Source organism: Paucibacter aquatile (assembly GCF_002885975.1).
Classification (GTDB): domain Bacteria; phylum Pseudomonadota; class Gammaproteobacteria; order Burkholderiales; family Burkholderiaceae_C; genus Paucibacter_A; species Paucibacter_A aquatilis.
Genome location: NZ_POSP01000004.1, coordinates 518,626 through 533,439 on the forward strand (window position 1 = coordinate 518,626; position 14,814 = coordinate 533,439).

A 14,814-nucleotide genomic window follows, 5' to 3' on the forward strand; every position below is an offset into this window, starting at 1 on the left:
GAGATGCATGAGGAGTGCGTCCGGCTCTGTGTGCCAGACGAAGCAGGCATCAATGTCGGCGGTACTGGGTGTCCCCGAACAGCATTTCGCGGGCCTTGTCGTCCATCAAGGGCTTGCGCTGGGTTTCCAGCACGGCCACGCCGCGCTGCACTGCCGGCCGCGCAGCGATTTCGTCAAACCAGCCCTTGAGATGGGGGTAGTCCGACATCTGCACGCCTTGGTTTTTCCAGCTGCGCAGCCAGGGAAAGATGGCCATGTCGGCAATGCTGTAAGCCGGCCCGCCGATGTAGCGGCTCATAGCCAGACGCTTGTCGATCACGCCGTACAGGCGCTGCGCTTCCTTGCTGTAGCGCTCGATCGCGTAGGCGATTTTCTCCGGGGCGTAGATGCGAAAGTGGTGAGCCTGACCCAGCATGGGGCCGACGCTGCCCATCTGGAACATCAACCACTGCAACACCTCGTACTTGCCGGCCGTGTCAGCGGGCAGAAATCGCCCGGTCTTGCCGGCCAGGTACAGCAGGATGGCGCCCGACTCGAACAGGCTGATCGGCCGCCCGTCCGGGCCTTCGCTGTCCTGGATGGCGGGGATCTTGTTGTTCGGGCTGATGGCCAGAAAGGCGGGCTCGAATTGTGCGCCCGCCCCGATGTCCACGGGGATCACCCGATAGGGCAGTCCGCATTCTTCCAACATGATGTGAACCTTGTGGCCGTTGGGTGTAGGCCATGAATACACTTCGATCATTTGGGTTCTCCACCTTGGCCAGACGGTCGATGCAAGGCGCATCGTCACGCTGTTCTGGCGTTCGCCGCATTGTGCTAGCTCATGTTTTTTAAGCAAGTCAAACACTGGTTCGTTGCCCGCTCCAATGCCGCCCGCTGGCGGCCCATCCACGATTGGTCGGAGAGCCGCAATGCCCAGTTCCGCTTGACCCGAGACGGCCGCGGCTTCGTGATCGAGCAGCCCAAAGCCCTGCCCGGCAGCTTGCGCATCGAGTGGGGGGACTCCCAGCGCGGCTACATCAAGGGCTCGGAGCTGCGCATTCGCTGCGAGCTGCGCCTGCACAGCGATCTGCAGATGATGGTGCTGTGCCGCCAGCTGATGGAGTCGCTGGAGTCCACCGTGTTCGAGGCCTACACCGACACGCTCAAGACCCGTGTCGACACCGACACGCCGGAGGAGATGCGCTGGCTGGTGATGTTCCCCAAGCTCGGCCAGATCAGCTCCAAGCTGGTGCGTCAGCGCTTTGGCGCCATCGGCGTCAACAAAGACCTGACCGCCGCCTGGCTGGATGGCGATCTCAGTGAAGCCCTGGCCCAGGCCAGTCAGGATTTGCTGCCCGAAGGGCACCCCGTCGTGATCATGACCCTGCGTGGCAATGCCTACCTGCGCACGGCCATGGACCAGCCCAGCTTGCCTGCCATCCAGGGCCTGCTCAAGTTGCTGGAAGTCGCGGGCCGGGAGGCTCAGCGTGTCAATGGTCGCTTGTCTGAAAGCGGCCCATGGCCGACCACCACCTCGATCGCCTGGCAGTCTTCGCGGCCGGAGGAAGACCTGTCACGGCCCTGAGTGCAGGGCCGCAGAGGCTGTTCAGCGATTGGCAATGGCCAGGAGTTTGTCGCGGCTGAGCATGACCAGGCGCGTGGGTTCGACCCGCACAGCCCCTTCGCGTTCGAAGCTCTTGAGCTCTTGATTCACGCGCTGGCGCGACGCCCCCAGCAGCTGGGCCAGGTCTTCTTGCGCCAGTTGCAGGCCGATGCGGGTTTCCTCGCCCTGAGGCTCGCCGTAGGAGCGAGCCAGGAAGATGATTTGCTTGGCCAGCCGCGAGGCCAGGGGTCGGGTGTTCAGGTCTTCCACCATGTCGAACATCAGGCGCAGGCGGCGGCAGTTCAGGCGCAGCAGCGCATCGTAGAGCTCGGTATGGCGCTGCAGCAGCTCGCGGAAATCGGGCTTGCGGATCACCAGCAAGGTGGTTTCTCCATGCACACTGGCATCGTGGGTCCGTGGCAGCCCGTCGAACAAGGCGATGTCTCCGAACCAGGTGCCCGGCTCGACATAGGTCAGTGCAATCTGCTTTCCCGCCAGTGACACCGAGCTCACGCGCACGGCACCCTTGGCGACCGCCATCCATTCCTCGGCCGGCTCGCCACGGCAGGAGAGCAGGGCGCCATCGTTGAGGCGGCGCACCGAGGCGCGAGCAAGGATGTCCTCGCGCAAGGCGGCGGAGAGCTTGGAGAACCACGGGCCCGATTCGATGTTGTTGCGTTCTGTTTGTGTGAGGACCGTGCTGTTCATGCTGTGCCGCTGTCGTGACCACAAGAGTTTGTCGTCGGATGACTGATTGTCCATGAGCAGATGCTTGGTGTCGGGATGGTCTCAAAACGGAAATGGCATGGAAAACCCAGGCACTTGCGTCGCCTGCGGAAATGGCCTGGGAAGGCGGTTTGTTTCGCGCTTTTGTCCCGCAGTGCGGGCGATGCTGCGTGCTAGAGTGAGTCAAACAACATTTCCCCCCGGCATGGACCGAGTACCCGCACCGCCCACCTTCACCTGGCGCCATCCCCGATCCATCGCGCCACTGCTGCTCGGTGTGAGCCTGGGTCTGTGTGGCCCGGTGCAGGCCCTGGGCGTGGACAGTCCGCTGACGCAATCAGCCCTGGGGCAGGCGCTGAATCTGGCCTTTCCTGTGCTGTTGAAGGCGGGTGAGCGTCTGACCCCCGAGTGCGTGCAGGCTGAGGTCTATGCGGGTGAGGCGCGCTTGCCGCCGCATCTGGTGCAGGTGGTGCTGGAAGGTGAAAGTGAAGGCGCGGTGCGAGCTGTGCGCCTTTATAGCCCGGTGCCTATCAATGAACCTCTGGTGCATGTCAACCTGAGTCTGGGTTGTCCGTCGGTCTTGAAGCGCCAGTACACGGCCTTCATCGATCCGCCGGGATTGGATCAAGGAGCACGCGGCCTCAATCAAGCCGCTGCTGCTGTGCGGGCGCCTCAGTACACGCCGGCCATGCGGGCCGCCATGGCTGCCGCCGGCGCCCGCCCCGAGGAACTGCTCGGTTCAAGCGCTCGCATGGCCCCGGCGCCTGGCGCGACCGGACCTGTCGCGCCTTCATCGAGAGTTGCGTCGGGCTCGAAAGTCAAGCTGCCCTCAGCGCCTGAGGCCGATGCGGCCGTTGTGCGGACGGCAACGGCCAGGCCGACTCAGGGCAAGGCCAGCTCAACCTTGCGTACCGTGAGTCTGAAGATTGGCGAAACGCCTCGTTTGCGCCTGGATGCCCCGGATGCCGATGAGGCCGCCGAGTCGCCCTTGGCCCAGATCGCGGCTGCCGAGGTGGCGCTGCTGCGTTTGCGTCAGCTCGAAGAGCTGCTCAACCGGCTGCAGCAAGACAACCAGGGCAGCCGTGCCAAGGTGCAGGCCTTGCGCACGCAGTTGGAGGCAGCGCCGCCGGATGAAGGGCCGCAGCCCGCCGTCTGGGGCTTGGCTGCATTGAGCCTGGGCTTGGCGGGCCTGAGTGCTTTTCTCTGGAACAGCCGACGCCAGGAGCGCGCCGAACGCGATGCGGCTTGGTGGACTGCCGGCCGTGCAGGGAAGTCGCCAGATGAGATCGATGCGCGCGAGCCTGACGTGGGACTTGCACCCAGCGAGGCATCCCGGACTGGCGGCGCTGATCGGCCCGGCCTGGACGGGCATGACCTGACCCCTGTCAGCCCTGCGTCCGCGCTTTCTGGAGTGGCGGCCTCTGCTCCGCCCAGCGCTTGGGCTTCGGCCACGGGCGCCATGCCGGCAGCGGCGCACCTCAGTTCGATCGATGAGCGCACCATCACTTTGCCGCCTCAAGATGCGGTAGACGATGCAATGGGCGATCCAGGCGACGACTTCCTGTCTGCCCCCATGCCGCTGGCGGACGAGTCAGCGTCGGAGCCTCTGAGCATTCAGTTGCTGGACACGCCGGCCAATTTCGTCAATGACACCGGTGCTTTCACCGCGCCCGTGCCCTTGAACGTCACTGCGGTCGGCACCGATCATGTGACCGTGGAGGAACTGATCGACCTGGAACAGCAGGTCGAGTTCTTCCTGGTGCTGGGGCAGAGTGATGCCGCTGTGGAGTTGCTGCAGGCCCGCATCGATTTCGGCGGCGCCAGCGCCTTGCCGTATTTGAAGCTGATGGAGATCCACCAGCGCCAAGGTCAGGAGCCGCGCTTTCAACAGGTGGCTGCGGCCTTTGCCAAGCGGTTTGATGCCTTGGCGCCTACCTGGGGCGCCGATCTCAACCTGGGGCGTGATTTGGAGGCCTACCCTGCCGACTTGCAGCGCATCCAGGGTCGCTGGGCCGATGCGGCCGCCAGCATGGCCCTGGTGCAGGAACTGCTTTCGCGTGGTGGTGCGCAAGGGCAGGGTTTCGATTTGCCGGCCTACCGTGAGTTGCTGTTTCTCTACAGTGTGGCCCGTGATCGCTCCGAACATGAGGTGCGCGGCGAAGAAATCGATCTCTTCTTGCCTCTGGACGGCGACGCTTCGTCTGCGGTTGGAACGGCGGGCGACGGCCATGAATTGATGGCCACCATGATCTGGCAGGGCAAGGCCATGCCGGGCCCTCAGCATGCGCTGGAGGTTGACATCTCGCTGGATGACCCGAACGCCGCCGCGTCGCGCATCAGCGCACCCAGCCGTTTCTGATTCTCTGAGTTTCTGAGTTTCTGTCGCGCCCGGGCCTTGGCGCACCAGCTCAGAGCTGCCGCAGCAAGGCCAGTGCGCGATCCAGGGTCGCGTCTTTTTTCGCGAAGCAAAAGCGAATGATCTTGTCTTGGCTGGCCCGCGCCTGGTCTTGCTTGTCCGCATGGAAAGCCGACACTGGAATTGCCGCCACGCCCACTTCTCGTGTCAGCCATTGGCAAAACTCGGCGTCGTTGAGTGCTCGTCCGGCCTCAAGCTCGCGGTAGTCCACGCACTGGAAATAGCTGCCCTCGCTGGGCAGCAGGCGCAGCCGGCATTGCGCCAGGCCTGCGCGGAAATGGTCGCGCTTGCGCTGGTAAAACGCGGGCAGATCCAAATAGGGACGTGGGTCGGCCAGATAGCGGCTCAGACCCAGCTGAACCGGCGTGTTGACGGAGAACACCGTGTACTGGTGTACCTTGCGGAACTCGGCGCTCAGGGCCGCGGGAGCGGCGACATAACCGACTTTCCAGCCGGTGACGTGGAAGGTCTTGCCGAAGCTGGACACGATCAGGCTGCGAGCGGCCAGCTCCGGAAAACGGGCGACGCTTTGATGCGCTTGCCCGTCATAGACCATGTGTTCGTAGACCTCATCGCTGATCAACAGTGCCTGGCTGCCGCGCAGCAAGTCGGCAAGGTTGCGCATCTCGGCATCACTCCAGACCGTGGCACTGGGGTTGTGCGGAGTGTTGATGATGAGGGCGCGCGTGCGGGGGGTCAACGCGGCGCGGATGCGATCGAAATCGGGGCGAAAGGTCTCCGGGTCCAGGGGCACGCGTACGAGCACGCCGCCAGCCAGCGCGATATTGGGGGCGTAGCTGTCATAGCAGGGCTCCAGCACGATCACTTCATCGCCGGGATGAACGATGGCCAATAGGGCGCACAAGATGGCTTGGGTGGCGCCGGCGGTGATGGTGATCTCGCGCTCAGGGCAATAGGCTTGGCCGTGCGTGGCCTGCAGCTTGGTGGCCACCGCTTGGCGCAGTGCGGGCACGCCGGGCATGGGTGGGTACTGGTTGTGGCCATCACGCATGGCGGCATGCACGGCCTCGATCAGGGCGGGGTCGCAGTCGAAGTCGGGAAATCCTTGGCCCAGATTGACCGCGCCATGGGCCTGAGCCAAGGCCGACATGGTGCTGAAGATGGTGGCGCCCACCTGGGGCAGGCGGCTGTTCAGGGGCGTGGGCAGGGTCAGGCTGCCGGGCGATGTCGGTGCATTCATGGTCGAGAGCGGGGCAGACAGTCGAGCGGCCGGGCCCGACTGAGATCAAGGGGTCAAAGCGTTCAGAGCTTGTAGTCGCTGGCCTCGCCGCTCATGGCTCGCTCGAGCAAGGGGCGGTTCAGTCGGTCCGACAGGAGCTCGGCAAAGCTGTAGACGTAATTGCGCAGATAAGCGCCACGCTTGAAGGCAATGCGGGTGACATTCTGGCCGAACAAATGGCCCAGCGGTCGCGACACAAGTCCGCCGTCGGGAGGATCCTCGCGCACCGCCATTTCGGCCACGATGCCCACACCCATGCCCAGGCGGACATAGGTCTTGATGACGTCGGAGTCGATGGCCTCGAGCACGAAGTTGGGGTGTAACTGGCGCGCCTGGAAAGCCCGGTCGATGCGAGTGCGGCCGGTGAAACTGGGGTGGTAAGACACCAGGGGCTCGGCAGCCAGCTGCTCCAGGCTCGGGCGCTCCACCTGGGCCAGAGGATGGTCGGCCGGCACCACCAGCACATGCTGCCATTCGTAGCAGGGCAAGGTGACCAGCTCTTCGATCTGGGCCAGAGATTCGGTGGCCAGGCCGACATCGGCGCTGTCGTCGAGCAGCATGCGCACGACTTGGTCGGGGTTGCCCTGGTGCAGGCTGACGCGCACCAGCGGCAGTTGCCGGCGCAACTGCGCCACCGGGCCCGGCAGAACATAGCGCGCCTGGGTGTGTGTGGTGGCGATCGACAGGGTGCCACTGTCCTGCTTGGAGTATTCGTCGCCGATGCGCTTGAGGTTGTTGACCTCGCGCATGATGATTTCGATGGCGGCCAGCACCTGCTGGCCGGGCTCGGTGATGCGGCGCAGGCGCTTGCCGTGGCGCGAGAAGATGTCGATGCCTAGCTCTTCTTCCAGTTCCAGGATGGCCTTGGACACGCCCGGCTGAGAAGTGAACAGCGCCTTGGCGGTCTCGGTCAAGTTGAGATTGCGGCGTGCCGCTTCCTGCACGAATCGGAACTGGTGCAAGTTCATGGGTGTTCCTCGGCGGGGCCGTCCAGCCAGGCCAGGCTGGCCTCGGCCATGGCCTGGATGATGCGCTCCTGGTCGCCCAGGGCAGGGTGCAGCAGCCACTGCACGGCATCGCCGTACTGGCTTTCCAGGCTGGCCAGCAGGGGCGGAATGTCGCGCCGCACGTGGCCGCCGGTGCCCAGGAACATGGGCACGATGTGAATCGTGTCGCAGCCCTCGGCCGCGAGGCTGTGTGCCGCTTCTTCGAGGCTGGGCGACATGAACTCCAGGTAGGCCAATCGCATGGCCAAGCCCGGGCGCTGTCGGGCCAAGCGGGCGGCCACGGCTTCGAATGGGCGCGCCCAATCGGGATCGCGGGCGCCATGGGCGAAAAGAAGCAGGCCTTGGCTCATGGCTGTTGGTGGTGGGTGTGGAGCGGGTTCATCGGTAGCGGACCAACCAGCCGAAGGCGGCCAGCGAGAGGGCCAGATAGATCAGGCTGGGCGTTGCGGCGGCAGCCCAAGGCGTCCAGTTGTTCAAGATGCCCATATGCCCGGCCACATTGTTCAGCAGGACAAAGCTGATGCCCAGCATGATGCCGCCGAAGACCTTGAGGCTGATGCCGCCCGACCGCCCATGAAGATAGGCGAATGGCAGGGCCAGGGCGATCATCACAAAGCAGGCGAAGGGGTAGAGCGCTTTGCGCCAGAACTGAATGTTATGGGCCTGAGCCGATTGCTCTTGCGCGGACAGGTGCTCGGTGTAGCGATAGAGCTCCAAGGTCGACATGGAGCCGGCCGGCAGGACGGCTGCTGTGATCACGCCAGCGTGCAGGCTGCTGGGCCAATCCAGGCGCGGCAGCCGCAGCTCGCGAACTGGGGTGCTCAGATTCGGTGCATCCTCGCCGCTGGTCCACTCGGTGCGCTCCACCTCTTGCAGCTGCCACAGGCCTTGCTTGTCCACGCTGGCGCGCTCGGCCGCCGTGCGCGAAATCAGGCCGCCATGCTCGTTGAACTCAAAGATGCGTACATCGCGAAGTTGCCCTGCAACATCGGCCCGCCCGACGTGGATAGAGTAGCTGCGTTCCTGGCCGTCCACGGTGCGGTGCTCTTTCAACCAAGCTCCTTTGGCATTGGCCTGCGCATCGCCGGTGGCGCGTGCGCGAAGCAAGTCGTACTGGCGCTTGAAAAAAGGTTCTGCAAAGTCACCGGCCACAAAGGTCAGCACGGCAAAGACCAGGGCCAGGTTGGCCAGCAGGCCCAGCGCGCGCCCGGGGCCCAGGCCGCCGGTGCGCAGAATCGTGAACTCGCTGGACTGAGCCAGGCGGGCCAGCGAGAAGATGGTGCCGATCAGCACCGTGATCGGGAACAACTGGTAGAAGTGTCCCGGGATCGACAGCAGGGCCAGTTGCAGCGCCACCCAGCTGCCGGCGCCTGCCCGGCTCATGCGGTCGATTTCATCGACGCAGTCGGTGAAGAAAAACAGGGACAGAAAGGCCAAGGTGACAAAGGCGACGGCGCCGACGATGTCACGGTAGAGCAGGCGGCGGACCGTTTTCATGCGGCGCCTCCCTGGCAGCCGGCCTTCAAGCCGCCGCCGCGGCGGCGCGGTAGGTGGATGCGATTGCCCTGGTCACGCCACCACAGCAGCAACAGTGCCAGCGCCAACGCGCTGCCGTGCACGCTCAGCAGGGCGCCACCCATGCTCATGCGGCCACTGGTGATCCAGGACTGGCTGAGATTGACCAGATTGAAATAGACCACAAAGGTCAGCAAGGCGAACAGCAGGTTCCAATTGCTGGCACGGCGCGGATTGGTGGCCGACAGACCCAGGCCCAGCAAGCACATATTGAAGGCCGACAGAATCATGCCGAAGCGCCAGGCCAGCTCGGCCCGGTTGCGCGGCGTTGGGTTGTTGATCAGTTCCAGAGTGGCCAGTGCTTTGGGCGGCAATTGATCGGCCGAGCGCAAGACCTGGCTGTCCATCAAGACCTGGTACTCCTCGAAGCGGGCCAAGGTCTTTTCGCCGCCAAAGCCCTTCGTTTCGTTGCGTTGACCGCGATCCAGCACCAAGAAGCGGTCGTCGCCGACCTGCTCGATGCGGCCCTTGGACGAGGTGGTGACAGATTCGCTGTCCTGTTGTTTGGACAGGATGAAGACATTGCGGCCAGTGCGTCCGTCCTCGCTGTCTCGTTCGATGAAGAAGACGCGGCTGCCGTCACGTGAAGGCTGGAACTGGCCGGGTGCCACACGGGACAAGTCGCTGCGTTTTTGATAGCGCTCGCGCAGCTGGGCGCTGTTCTGGTTGCCCCAGGGCCAGATCAAGAGGTAGAGCACCATCACCACCAGGAGGACCGGCCAGGCCATGCGGAACACCGGCTTGGCGAATCGGCTCAGGCCGATGCCGCTGGAGAACCAAATCGACATCTCCGAATCGCGGTACATGCGGCCGAGGCTGGTCACGATGGCAATGAACAGCGACAGGATCAGCATCGTGGGCAGATGGCCTAGCGAGGCATAGCCCAGCAGCAGCATCACATCCTGCGGCGCCACGCTGCCGCCCGCCGCCTGGCCCAGGGTGCCAATCAGCATGATGGTGAGGACGGTGGTGAGGATGACCACGAGGGTCACGCCGAAGCTGCGCGCCAACTCGGTGCGTACGGTGGAATCGAATAACATCCTGGGACTTTTTTCTACTCGGCGACATTATGGACTTCCGTACACAGTCTGCGTCCTTTGACGCATTGGCCAGCTTCAATGCTGATGCCTTGATCCTGGTTCTGGGTGGCGACACGCTGCCTGAGGGCCTGGACGCCGGCCTGAGCGCCCTCATCAAGGACGCGATCAAGCTGGGCGACTTCGAGTTGAAAGCTGGCAAGTCGCTGGTGCTGCAGCGCCCGGTCGGTGTGAAGGCCCCGCGCCTGGTGTTGGCAGCTTCTGGCAAGACCAGTGTCAAGGCCGCTCGCGCTGCTGTGCAATCGGCGCTTGGCCATCTCAAGGGCCGTGGCGTGGCCCATGCCGGCGTCGCCTTTGTCGGCTTCGACCTCGCGGCTCACGGCGACAGCCTGGCCGAGCAGTTCGTGCTGGCTGCAGGCGATGCGACGTATGTGTATCGCCACACCAAACCCAGCGCGCCGGAAGCCGGCAAGCTGAGCAAGCTGACGCTGCTGGTGGACAAGGGCGATGTCGCTTTTGCCAAGGCTGCCAAGCAAGGTCTGGCCCGCGGCGAGGCGATTGGTGCGGGTGTCGAGTTGGCCCGCGAATGCGCCAATCGCCCGGGCAACTACGCCACGCCGACCTACCTCGGCGAGCAGGTCAAGGCCTTGGGCCAAACCTACGGCCTGAAGGTTGAAGTGCTGGACAAGAAGGCCGTCGAGAAGCTGGGCATGGGTTCCTTCCTGTCCGTCGCGCAAGGCTCGGACGAGCCGCTGCGTTTCATCGTCGCCCGCTACGAAGGCGCAGCCAAGACGCAGGCGCCCGTGGTGCTGGTGGGCAAGGGCATCACCTTTGACTCGGGCGGCATTTCGCTGAAGCCGGGCGCCGAAATGGACGAGATGAAGTTCGACATGGGCGGCGCCGCCAGTGTCATCGGCACCCTGCGTGCCGTGGCTGAGCTCAAGCCCAAGATCAATCTGGTGGTGCTGATCGCTGCCTGCGAGAACATGCCCAGCGGCCGCGCCCTCAAGCCGGGTGATGTGGTGACCTCGATGTCGGGTCAGACCATCGAAATCCTGAACACCGATGCTGAAGGCCGTCTGATTCTGTGTGATGCGCTGACCTATGCCGAGCGATTCAAGCCCGCAGCCGTGGTGGATGTGGCCACGCTGACGGGTGCATGCGTGATCGCTCTGGGCGGTGTGCGCAGCGGCATGTATGCCAACGACGAGAGCCTGGCGCAAGCCCTGACCGCAGCTGGCGAAGCGTCGCTGGATTTGTGCTGGCGCATGCCTCTGGATGACGACTACGAAGAGGGCCTCAAGAGCAACTTCGCGGACGTCGCCAACGTGGGCTCGCGCGCCGGTGGCTCCATCACCGCGGCCAAGTTCCTGCAGCGCTTTGCCAGCAAGTACGCCTGGGGTCATCTGGATATCGCCGGCACGGCCTGGAAGGGTGGCGCGGCCAAGGGCGGCACCGGCCGTCCGGTGGGCCTGCTGACCCACTTCGTGCTGTCGCAAGTTCGTTGATCGAAGAAGGGTGCGGGCGCTGTTCATCGGCGCCCGCCGTTTCTCGCTCACATGGACCGAATGACAACCGAAGTCAGTTTCTACACCGGCGTTGCCGACCGGCTCGGCTACCTCGTGCGTCTGCTGCGCAAATCACAGCAGGCCGGGGTGCGCACGGGTGTGTGTGGGCCGGCTCATCTTCTGGGGCGTCTGGACGGCAAGCTCTGGGATGCCGAGGCCAGCATTTTTGTGCCGCACGCGCGCTGGGAAGCTGCGCATGCGGGCACGCCCTTGGGCGAGCACACGCCGATCTTGTTGAGTGAGCGCTGCGTGGACTTGCCCCACCGCGAAGTGCTGCTCAATGTCGGCGCTGACATGCCCGAAGGATTCGATGAGTTTCAGCGCGTGCTGGAGGTGGTCTCGACCGACCCCGAGCAGGTGCAGGCCGCGCGCCGGCGCTGGCGCCGCTATGAAGAGTTGGGCTTCAAGGTCATCCACCACAAGGTGGCCTGAAGGCTTTAAAGCCTTGCCACTTGCGCCCTGGCAAGGCCTGTTGCGATTCCATGCTTTCCCCATGTCGTCACCCCCTCGTTTTGGGGTATGTTCATGGTGTTGAGAATTCAACGGCAAATAACTCTCCTTCTTCCAACTCGGAGGTAATTCATGCAGGTTAAATTGAATGTTGTGGTCGGCGCCGTGGCGCTGATGCTGAGCGGTGCAGCCATGTCCCAGGACCTGGTTGTGAAGATCGGCCACGTCGGCCCCACCAGCGGCGCGATTGCCCACCTGGGCAAGGACAATGAGTTGGGCGCTCGCATGGCCATCACCGAGCTGAACGCCAAGGGCGTGATGATCGGCGGCAAGAAGGCCAAGTTCGAACTGCTGGCCGAAGACGATGCTGGCGATCCGAAGCAAGGCACCGCCGCAGCTCAAAAGCTTGTAGACTCCAAGGTCAACGGCGTGGTCGGTCACCTGAATTCGGGCACCTCCATCCCGGCCTCCAAGGTCTACAGCGACGCGGGCATCCCCCAGATTTCGCCTTCGGCCACCAACCCCAAGTTCACTCGCAACGGCTACAAGACCACCTTCCGTGTGGTGGCTGATGACGTGCACCTGGGTGGCACGCTGGGCAAGTACGCCGTCAAGGAGCTGAAGGGCCAGTCGATCGCCGTGATCGATGACCGTACCGCTTACGGCCAAGGCGTGGCCGACGAGTTCGAAAAGGGCGTCAAGGCAGCTGGCGGCAAGGTTGTTGGTCGTGAATTCACCACCGACAAGGCCACGGACTTCACCGCCATCCTGACCAACTTGAAGGCCAAGAAGCCCGACGTGGTCTTCTTCGGCGGTATGGATGCAGTGGCTGGCCCGATGCTGCGCCAGATGAAGCAACTGGGCATCGAAGCCAAGTTTGTGGGTGGCGACGGCATCTGCTCGGGCGAGTTGCCCAAGCTGGCCGCTGGCACCATGGGCGACGGCCAAGTGGTGTGCGCTGAAGCCGGTGGCGTGGAAGGCGAATCGAAGAAGACTTCGGACGCTTTCAAGGCCAAGTTCAAGGAAGCCTACAAGGTCGAAGTCCAGATCTACGCGCCCTACGTCTACGACGCAGTGAACGTTCTGGTGGCAGCCATGGTCAAGGCGGGCTCTGCTGAGCCGGCCAAGTACCTGCCGGTGCTCGCCAAGACCGAAGGCTACAAGGGTGTCACGGGCACCATCTCCTTCGACAACAAGGGCGACATCAAGAACGGCGCTCTGACCATGTACACCTACAAGGGTGGCGAAAAGTCGCAAATCGCTGTGGTTCGTTGATTCAATTCAGCTGACTATGCAATCCCTAGGCCCGCGCAAGCGGGCCTTTTTTTGGGCTACGGGAATAAGCACAAACTCATACTCTCCGAAGGAAACTGATAAAGCTGAACAAACTGTTCCCAGGTGACACATGTGCCAATTTGCGAGAGGCGCGAGCCCGTGGAATACGCACGCTGCGGCGATCTCGCGTGCACTGCGGGTGTTCTGGAATGCGCTCTACTCTCGCCACTTAGTCGCAGGGGCCTGAAAACTCAATGCCTCGTGTTGCGGAGTTTTGTCTTTATTCCCGCCGGTCCCCCTCTAAACGGGGGGCTTTCAAGCAGTGGCGGCGCAGGCATCATTCGCTCGCGATCAAGGTAAGACCCAGTGTCAGATTTGGATCGTTTGCAGGTGAGCAAGGTTGTTGGGGCTCATCCGGTTCGAAGGTGGCGATTCCGCTGCCCCGAATTGATAGCAGACGCTTGACGCTGCAGGCAGTTCAGTTTTAGTGATCGGGGAATAACATGATTCGGATATTCAGCCACTATTTGCATCGGCAGACTTTGCTGCAGGTCTTTTTTGATCTGGGTTTGATCGTCTTTGCGGTGGTCGCCGTGGTTCTGAGTCAGGAAGAGGCTGCCAGCTCGGTCATTCCTTTTGTCGCCTCTCATGGTTTGTCCTTGGCTGGTTGCATGTTTGTCATCAACTCGGCCAGTGGTTTGTACCAGCATGTGCACAACCGCTCGCTGACCGAGTCCTGCGCCCGCGCTTTGCTCGGCTTGCTGTTCGGTCTGCCGCTCGCTTATGCCATCTTCAGCCTGCTGCCGGTGGATCCGGGTCATCGTCAATTGGTGACGTTCGCTGCCATGCTTGCCGTTGCGGCCGTGATGGTTCATCGCGTGTATGCCGCCCATGCCGGTGCCCAGTCGCGCACCCGTACTCGCATCCTGATTTTTGGTTCCGGCGCTGTGGCCAAGACGGTCGGCGCCACCCTGAAGGCAGCCGACCCCCATGCGCTGATCGTGGGTTACCTGGCCGGTCCCAACGAGGAGTCTTCGGAAGTGCCGGCCAATGAACTGATCCAGGCCCGCGGCTCTTTGACGGACACAGCGCGCAGCTTGGGTGTTGATGAAATCGTTGTCGCTCTGTCTGAGCGGCGTGGTGGCAGCATGCCGCTGCGCCAGTTGCTAGATTGCAAGCTCTACGGTATCCGCGTGGTCGACATCGCGACGCATTTTGAAAAGACCCTCGCCCAGATCAAGATCAGTCACGTCAATGCGGGTTGGTTGATTTTCGGCGACGGCTTCAACCAGGGCGTGTTCCGCACGGCTGTCAAACGCATCTGCGATATCGTCTTTTCGTCGCTGATTTTCGTACTGACCTTGCCGGTGATGGCTGTGACCGCCGTGCTGATCAAGCTGGAATCCAAAGGCCCCGTCCTGTACCAGCAAGAGCGCGTCGGTCTGAATGGTGCAGTGTTCAAGGTGATCAAGTTCCGCAGCATGCGCACGGATGCCGAAAAGGATGGCAAGCCTCGCTGGGCTACCTTGAACGACGACCGCGTGACTCGCGTCGGTCGCTTCATTCGCAAGGTGCGCATCGACGAGTTGCCGCAACTGATCAATGTGCTGCGCGGCGAAATGAGCATGGTCGGCCCGCGTCCGGAGCGCCAGTTCTTCGTCGATGACCTGGTCAACAAGATTCCTTATTTTGCTGTTCGCCACAGCGTCAAACCGGGTGTCACGGGTTGGGCTCAAGTCCGTTACGAGTACGGTTCGACGGTGGAGGATTCGATCGAGAAGCTGCAGTACGACCTGTACTACGTGAAGAACAACTCGCTTTTTCTTGATCTGCTGATCATGCTGGAAACGGTCGCCGTGGTGTTGACCGGCAAAGGCGCGCGCTGACCGAGGCCTTGAGTTCCTCTGAAAGATGGGCCGGCTCATGGAGCCGGCT

At 63.0% G+C, this 14,814-nt stretch carries 13 protein-coding genes; 6 read left to right on the top strand and 7 right to left on the bottom strand.

Translation table 11 applies throughout. From position 1 onward, the window contains the following. Positions 1 to 49: 49 nt before the first annotated feature. Positions 50 to 742, bottom strand: a complete 693-nt coding sequence (locus C1O66_RS21945; RefSeq protein WP_102770134.1) for a glutathione S-transferase N-terminal domain-containing protein — start codon at positions 740 to 742, stop codon at positions 50 to 52. 81 nt (positions 743 to 823) lie between these two features. Between C1O66_RS21945 and C1O66_RS21950 the strand changes: the two genes are divergently transcribed. After that, entirely contained in the window at positions 824 to 1,567 is a 744-nt protein-coding gene (locus C1O66_RS21950; protein ID WP_102770135.1) for a hypothetical protein, read from the top strand. A gap of 21 nt (positions 1,568 to 1,588) precedes the next feature. On the opposite strand, the gene C1O66_RS21955 is transcribed toward C1O66_RS21950, so the two are convergent. Next, the gene (locus tag C1O66_RS21955) at positions 1,589 to 2,293 is read right to left on the bottom strand and encodes a Crp/Fnr family transcriptional regulator (protein ID WP_102770136.1); all 705 of its coding nucleotides are present in this window, start codon (positions 2,291 to 2,293) and stop codon (positions 1,589 to 1,591) included. Between the two features lie 223 nt (positions 2,294 to 2,516). Here C1O66_RS21955 and C1O66_RS21960 point away from each other — a divergent pair, with 223 nt between their 5' ends. Beyond that, a complete protein-coding gene (locus C1O66_RS21960; RefSeq protein ID WP_102770137.1) occupies positions 2,517 to 4,670 on the top strand; it encodes a hypothetical protein in 2,154 nt (717 codons plus the stop codon). A gap of 49 nt (positions 4,671 to 4,719) precedes the next feature. Here C1O66_RS21960 and C1O66_RS21965 read toward each other — a convergent pair whose 3' ends face one another. The 5 genes from C1O66_RS21965 to lptF all read right to left on the bottom strand — a co-directional run bounded on the left by C1O66_RS21965 (position 4,720) and on the right by lptF (position 9,589). Beyond that, on the bottom strand, positions 4,720 to 5,928 hold the full coding sequence (locus tag C1O66_RS21965; RefSeq protein WP_102770138.1) for a pyridoxal phosphate-dependent aminotransferase: 1,209 nt from the start codon (positions 5,926 to 5,928) through the stop codon (positions 4,720 to 4,722). 62 nt (positions 5,929 to 5,990) lie between these two features. Beyond that, on the bottom strand, positions 5,991 to 6,935 hold the full coding sequence (locus tag C1O66_RS21970) for a CysB family HTH-type transcriptional regulator (RefSeq protein ID WP_102770139.1): 945 nt from the start codon (positions 6,933 to 6,935) through the stop codon (positions 5,991 to 5,993). Beyond that, the gene (locus C1O66_RS21975; RefSeq protein ID WP_102770140.1) at positions 6,932 to 7,324 is read right to left on the bottom strand and encodes a sirohydrochlorin chelatase; all 393 of its coding nucleotides are present in this window, start codon (positions 7,322 to 7,324) and stop codon (positions 6,932 to 6,934) included. Before C1O66_RS21975 ends, C1O66_RS21970 begins: the two co-directional genes overlap by 4 nt. 28 nt (positions 7,325 to 7,352) lie before the next feature. Further along, positions 7,353 to 8,471 carry an LPS export ABC transporter permease LptG gene (gene lptG / locus C1O66_RS21980; RefSeq protein ID WP_102770141.1) on the bottom strand — a complete coding sequence of 373 codons (1,119 nt, stop codon included), beginning with the start codon at positions 8,469 to 8,471 and terminating at the stop codon, positions 7,353 to 7,355. Then, the gene (gene lptF / locus C1O66_RS21985) at positions 8,468 to 9,589 is read right to left on the bottom strand and encodes an LPS export ABC transporter permease LptF (protein WP_102770142.1); all 1,122 of its coding nucleotides are present in this window, start codon (positions 9,587 to 9,589) and stop codon (positions 8,468 to 8,470) included. The genes lptG and lptF overlap by 4 nt, the downstream gene beginning before the upstream one ends. A gap of 29 nt (positions 9,590 to 9,618) precedes the next feature. On the opposite strand from lptF, the gene C1O66_RS21990 reads away from it, so the two are divergent. The 4 genes from C1O66_RS21990 (at position 9,619) to C1O66_RS22005 (ending at position 14,765) form a co-directional block, all read left to right on the top strand. Next, positions 9,619 to 11,094 (top strand): leucyl aminopeptidase, encoded by a 1,476-nt coding sequence (locus C1O66_RS21990; RefSeq protein WP_102770143.1) that lies wholly within the window; start codon positions 9,619 to 9,621, stop codon positions 11,092 to 11,094. 51 nt (positions 11,095 to 11,145) lie between these two features. Further along, the gene (locus C1O66_RS21995) at positions 11,146 to 11,586 is read left to right on the top strand and encodes a DNA polymerase III subunit chi (protein WP_102770144.1); all 441 of its coding nucleotides are present in this window, start codon (positions 11,146 to 11,148) and stop codon (positions 11,584 to 11,586) included. Positions 11,587 to 11,736: 150 nt separating this feature from the next. Then, on the top strand, positions 11,737 to 12,879 hold the full coding sequence (locus C1O66_RS22000; protein ID WP_102770145.1) for a branched-chain amino acid ABC transporter substrate-binding protein: 1,143 nt from the start codon (positions 11,737 to 11,739) through the stop codon (positions 12,877 to 12,879). Between the two features lie 503 nt (positions 12,880 to 13,382). Further along, complete coding sequence (locus C1O66_RS22005; protein WP_102770146.1) at positions 13,383 to 14,765, top strand: TIGR03013 family XrtA/PEP-CTERM system glycosyltransferase; 1,383 nt, start codon at positions 13,383 to 13,385, stop codon at positions 14,763 to 14,765. The last annotated feature ends 49 nt before the right edge of the window (positions 14,766 to 14,814 follow it).

What these genes read in the sequence shown, in the direction of transcription:
- C1O66_RS21945 (WP_102770134.1), bottom strand. Translation starts at nt 742, where the DNA reads ATGATCGAAGTGTATTCATGGCCTACACCCAACGGCCACAAGGTTCAC.
- C1O66_RS21975 (WP_102770140.1), bottom strand. Translation starts at nt 7,324, where the DNA reads ATGAGCCAAGGCCTGCTTCTTTTCGCCCATGGCGCCCGCGATCCCGAT.
- C1O66_RS22005 (WP_102770146.1), top strand. Translation starts at nt 13,383, where the DNA reads ATGATTCGGATATTCAGCCACTATTTGCATCGGCAGACTTTGCTGCAG.
- C1O66_RS21995 (WP_102770144.1), top strand. Translation starts at nt 11,146, where the DNA reads ATGGACCGAATGACAACCGAAGTCAGTTTCTACACCGGCGTTGCCGAC.
- C1O66_RS21955 (WP_102770136.1), bottom strand. Translation starts at nt 2,293, where the DNA reads ATGAACAGCACGGTCCTCACACAAACAGAACGCAACAACATCGAATCG.
- C1O66_RS21950 (WP_102770135.1), top strand. Translation starts at nt 824, where the DNA reads ATGTTTTTTAAGCAAGTCAAACACTGGTTCGTTGCCCGCTCCAATGCC.
- C1O66_RS21970 (WP_102770139.1), bottom strand. Translation starts at nt 6,935, where the DNA reads ATGAACTTGCACCAGTTCCGATTCGTGCAGGAAGCGGCACGCCGCAAT.
- lptF (WP_102770142.1), bottom strand. Translation starts at nt 9,589, where the DNA reads ATGTTATTCGATTCCACCGTACGCACCGAGTTGGCGCGCAGCTTCGGC.
- lptG (WP_102770141.1), bottom strand. Translation starts at nt 8,471, where the DNA reads ATGAAAACGGTCCGCCGCCTGCTCTACCGTGACATCGTCGGCGCCGTC.
- C1O66_RS21990 (WP_102770143.1), top strand. Translation starts at nt 9,619, where the DNA reads ATGGACTTCCGTACACAGTCTGCGTCCTTTGACGCATTGGCCAGCTTC.
- C1O66_RS22000 (WP_102770145.1), top strand. Translation starts at nt 11,737, where the DNA reads ATGCAGGTTAAATTGAATGTTGTGGTCGGCGCCGTGGCGCTGATGCTG.
- C1O66_RS21965 (WP_102770138.1), bottom strand. Translation starts at nt 5,928, where the DNA reads ATGAATGCACCGACATCGCCCGGCAGCCTGACCCTGCCCACGCCCCTG.
- C1O66_RS21960 (WP_102770137.1), top strand. Translation starts at nt 2,517, where the DNA reads ATGGACCGAGTACCCGCACCGCCCACCTTCACCTGGCGCCATCCCCGA.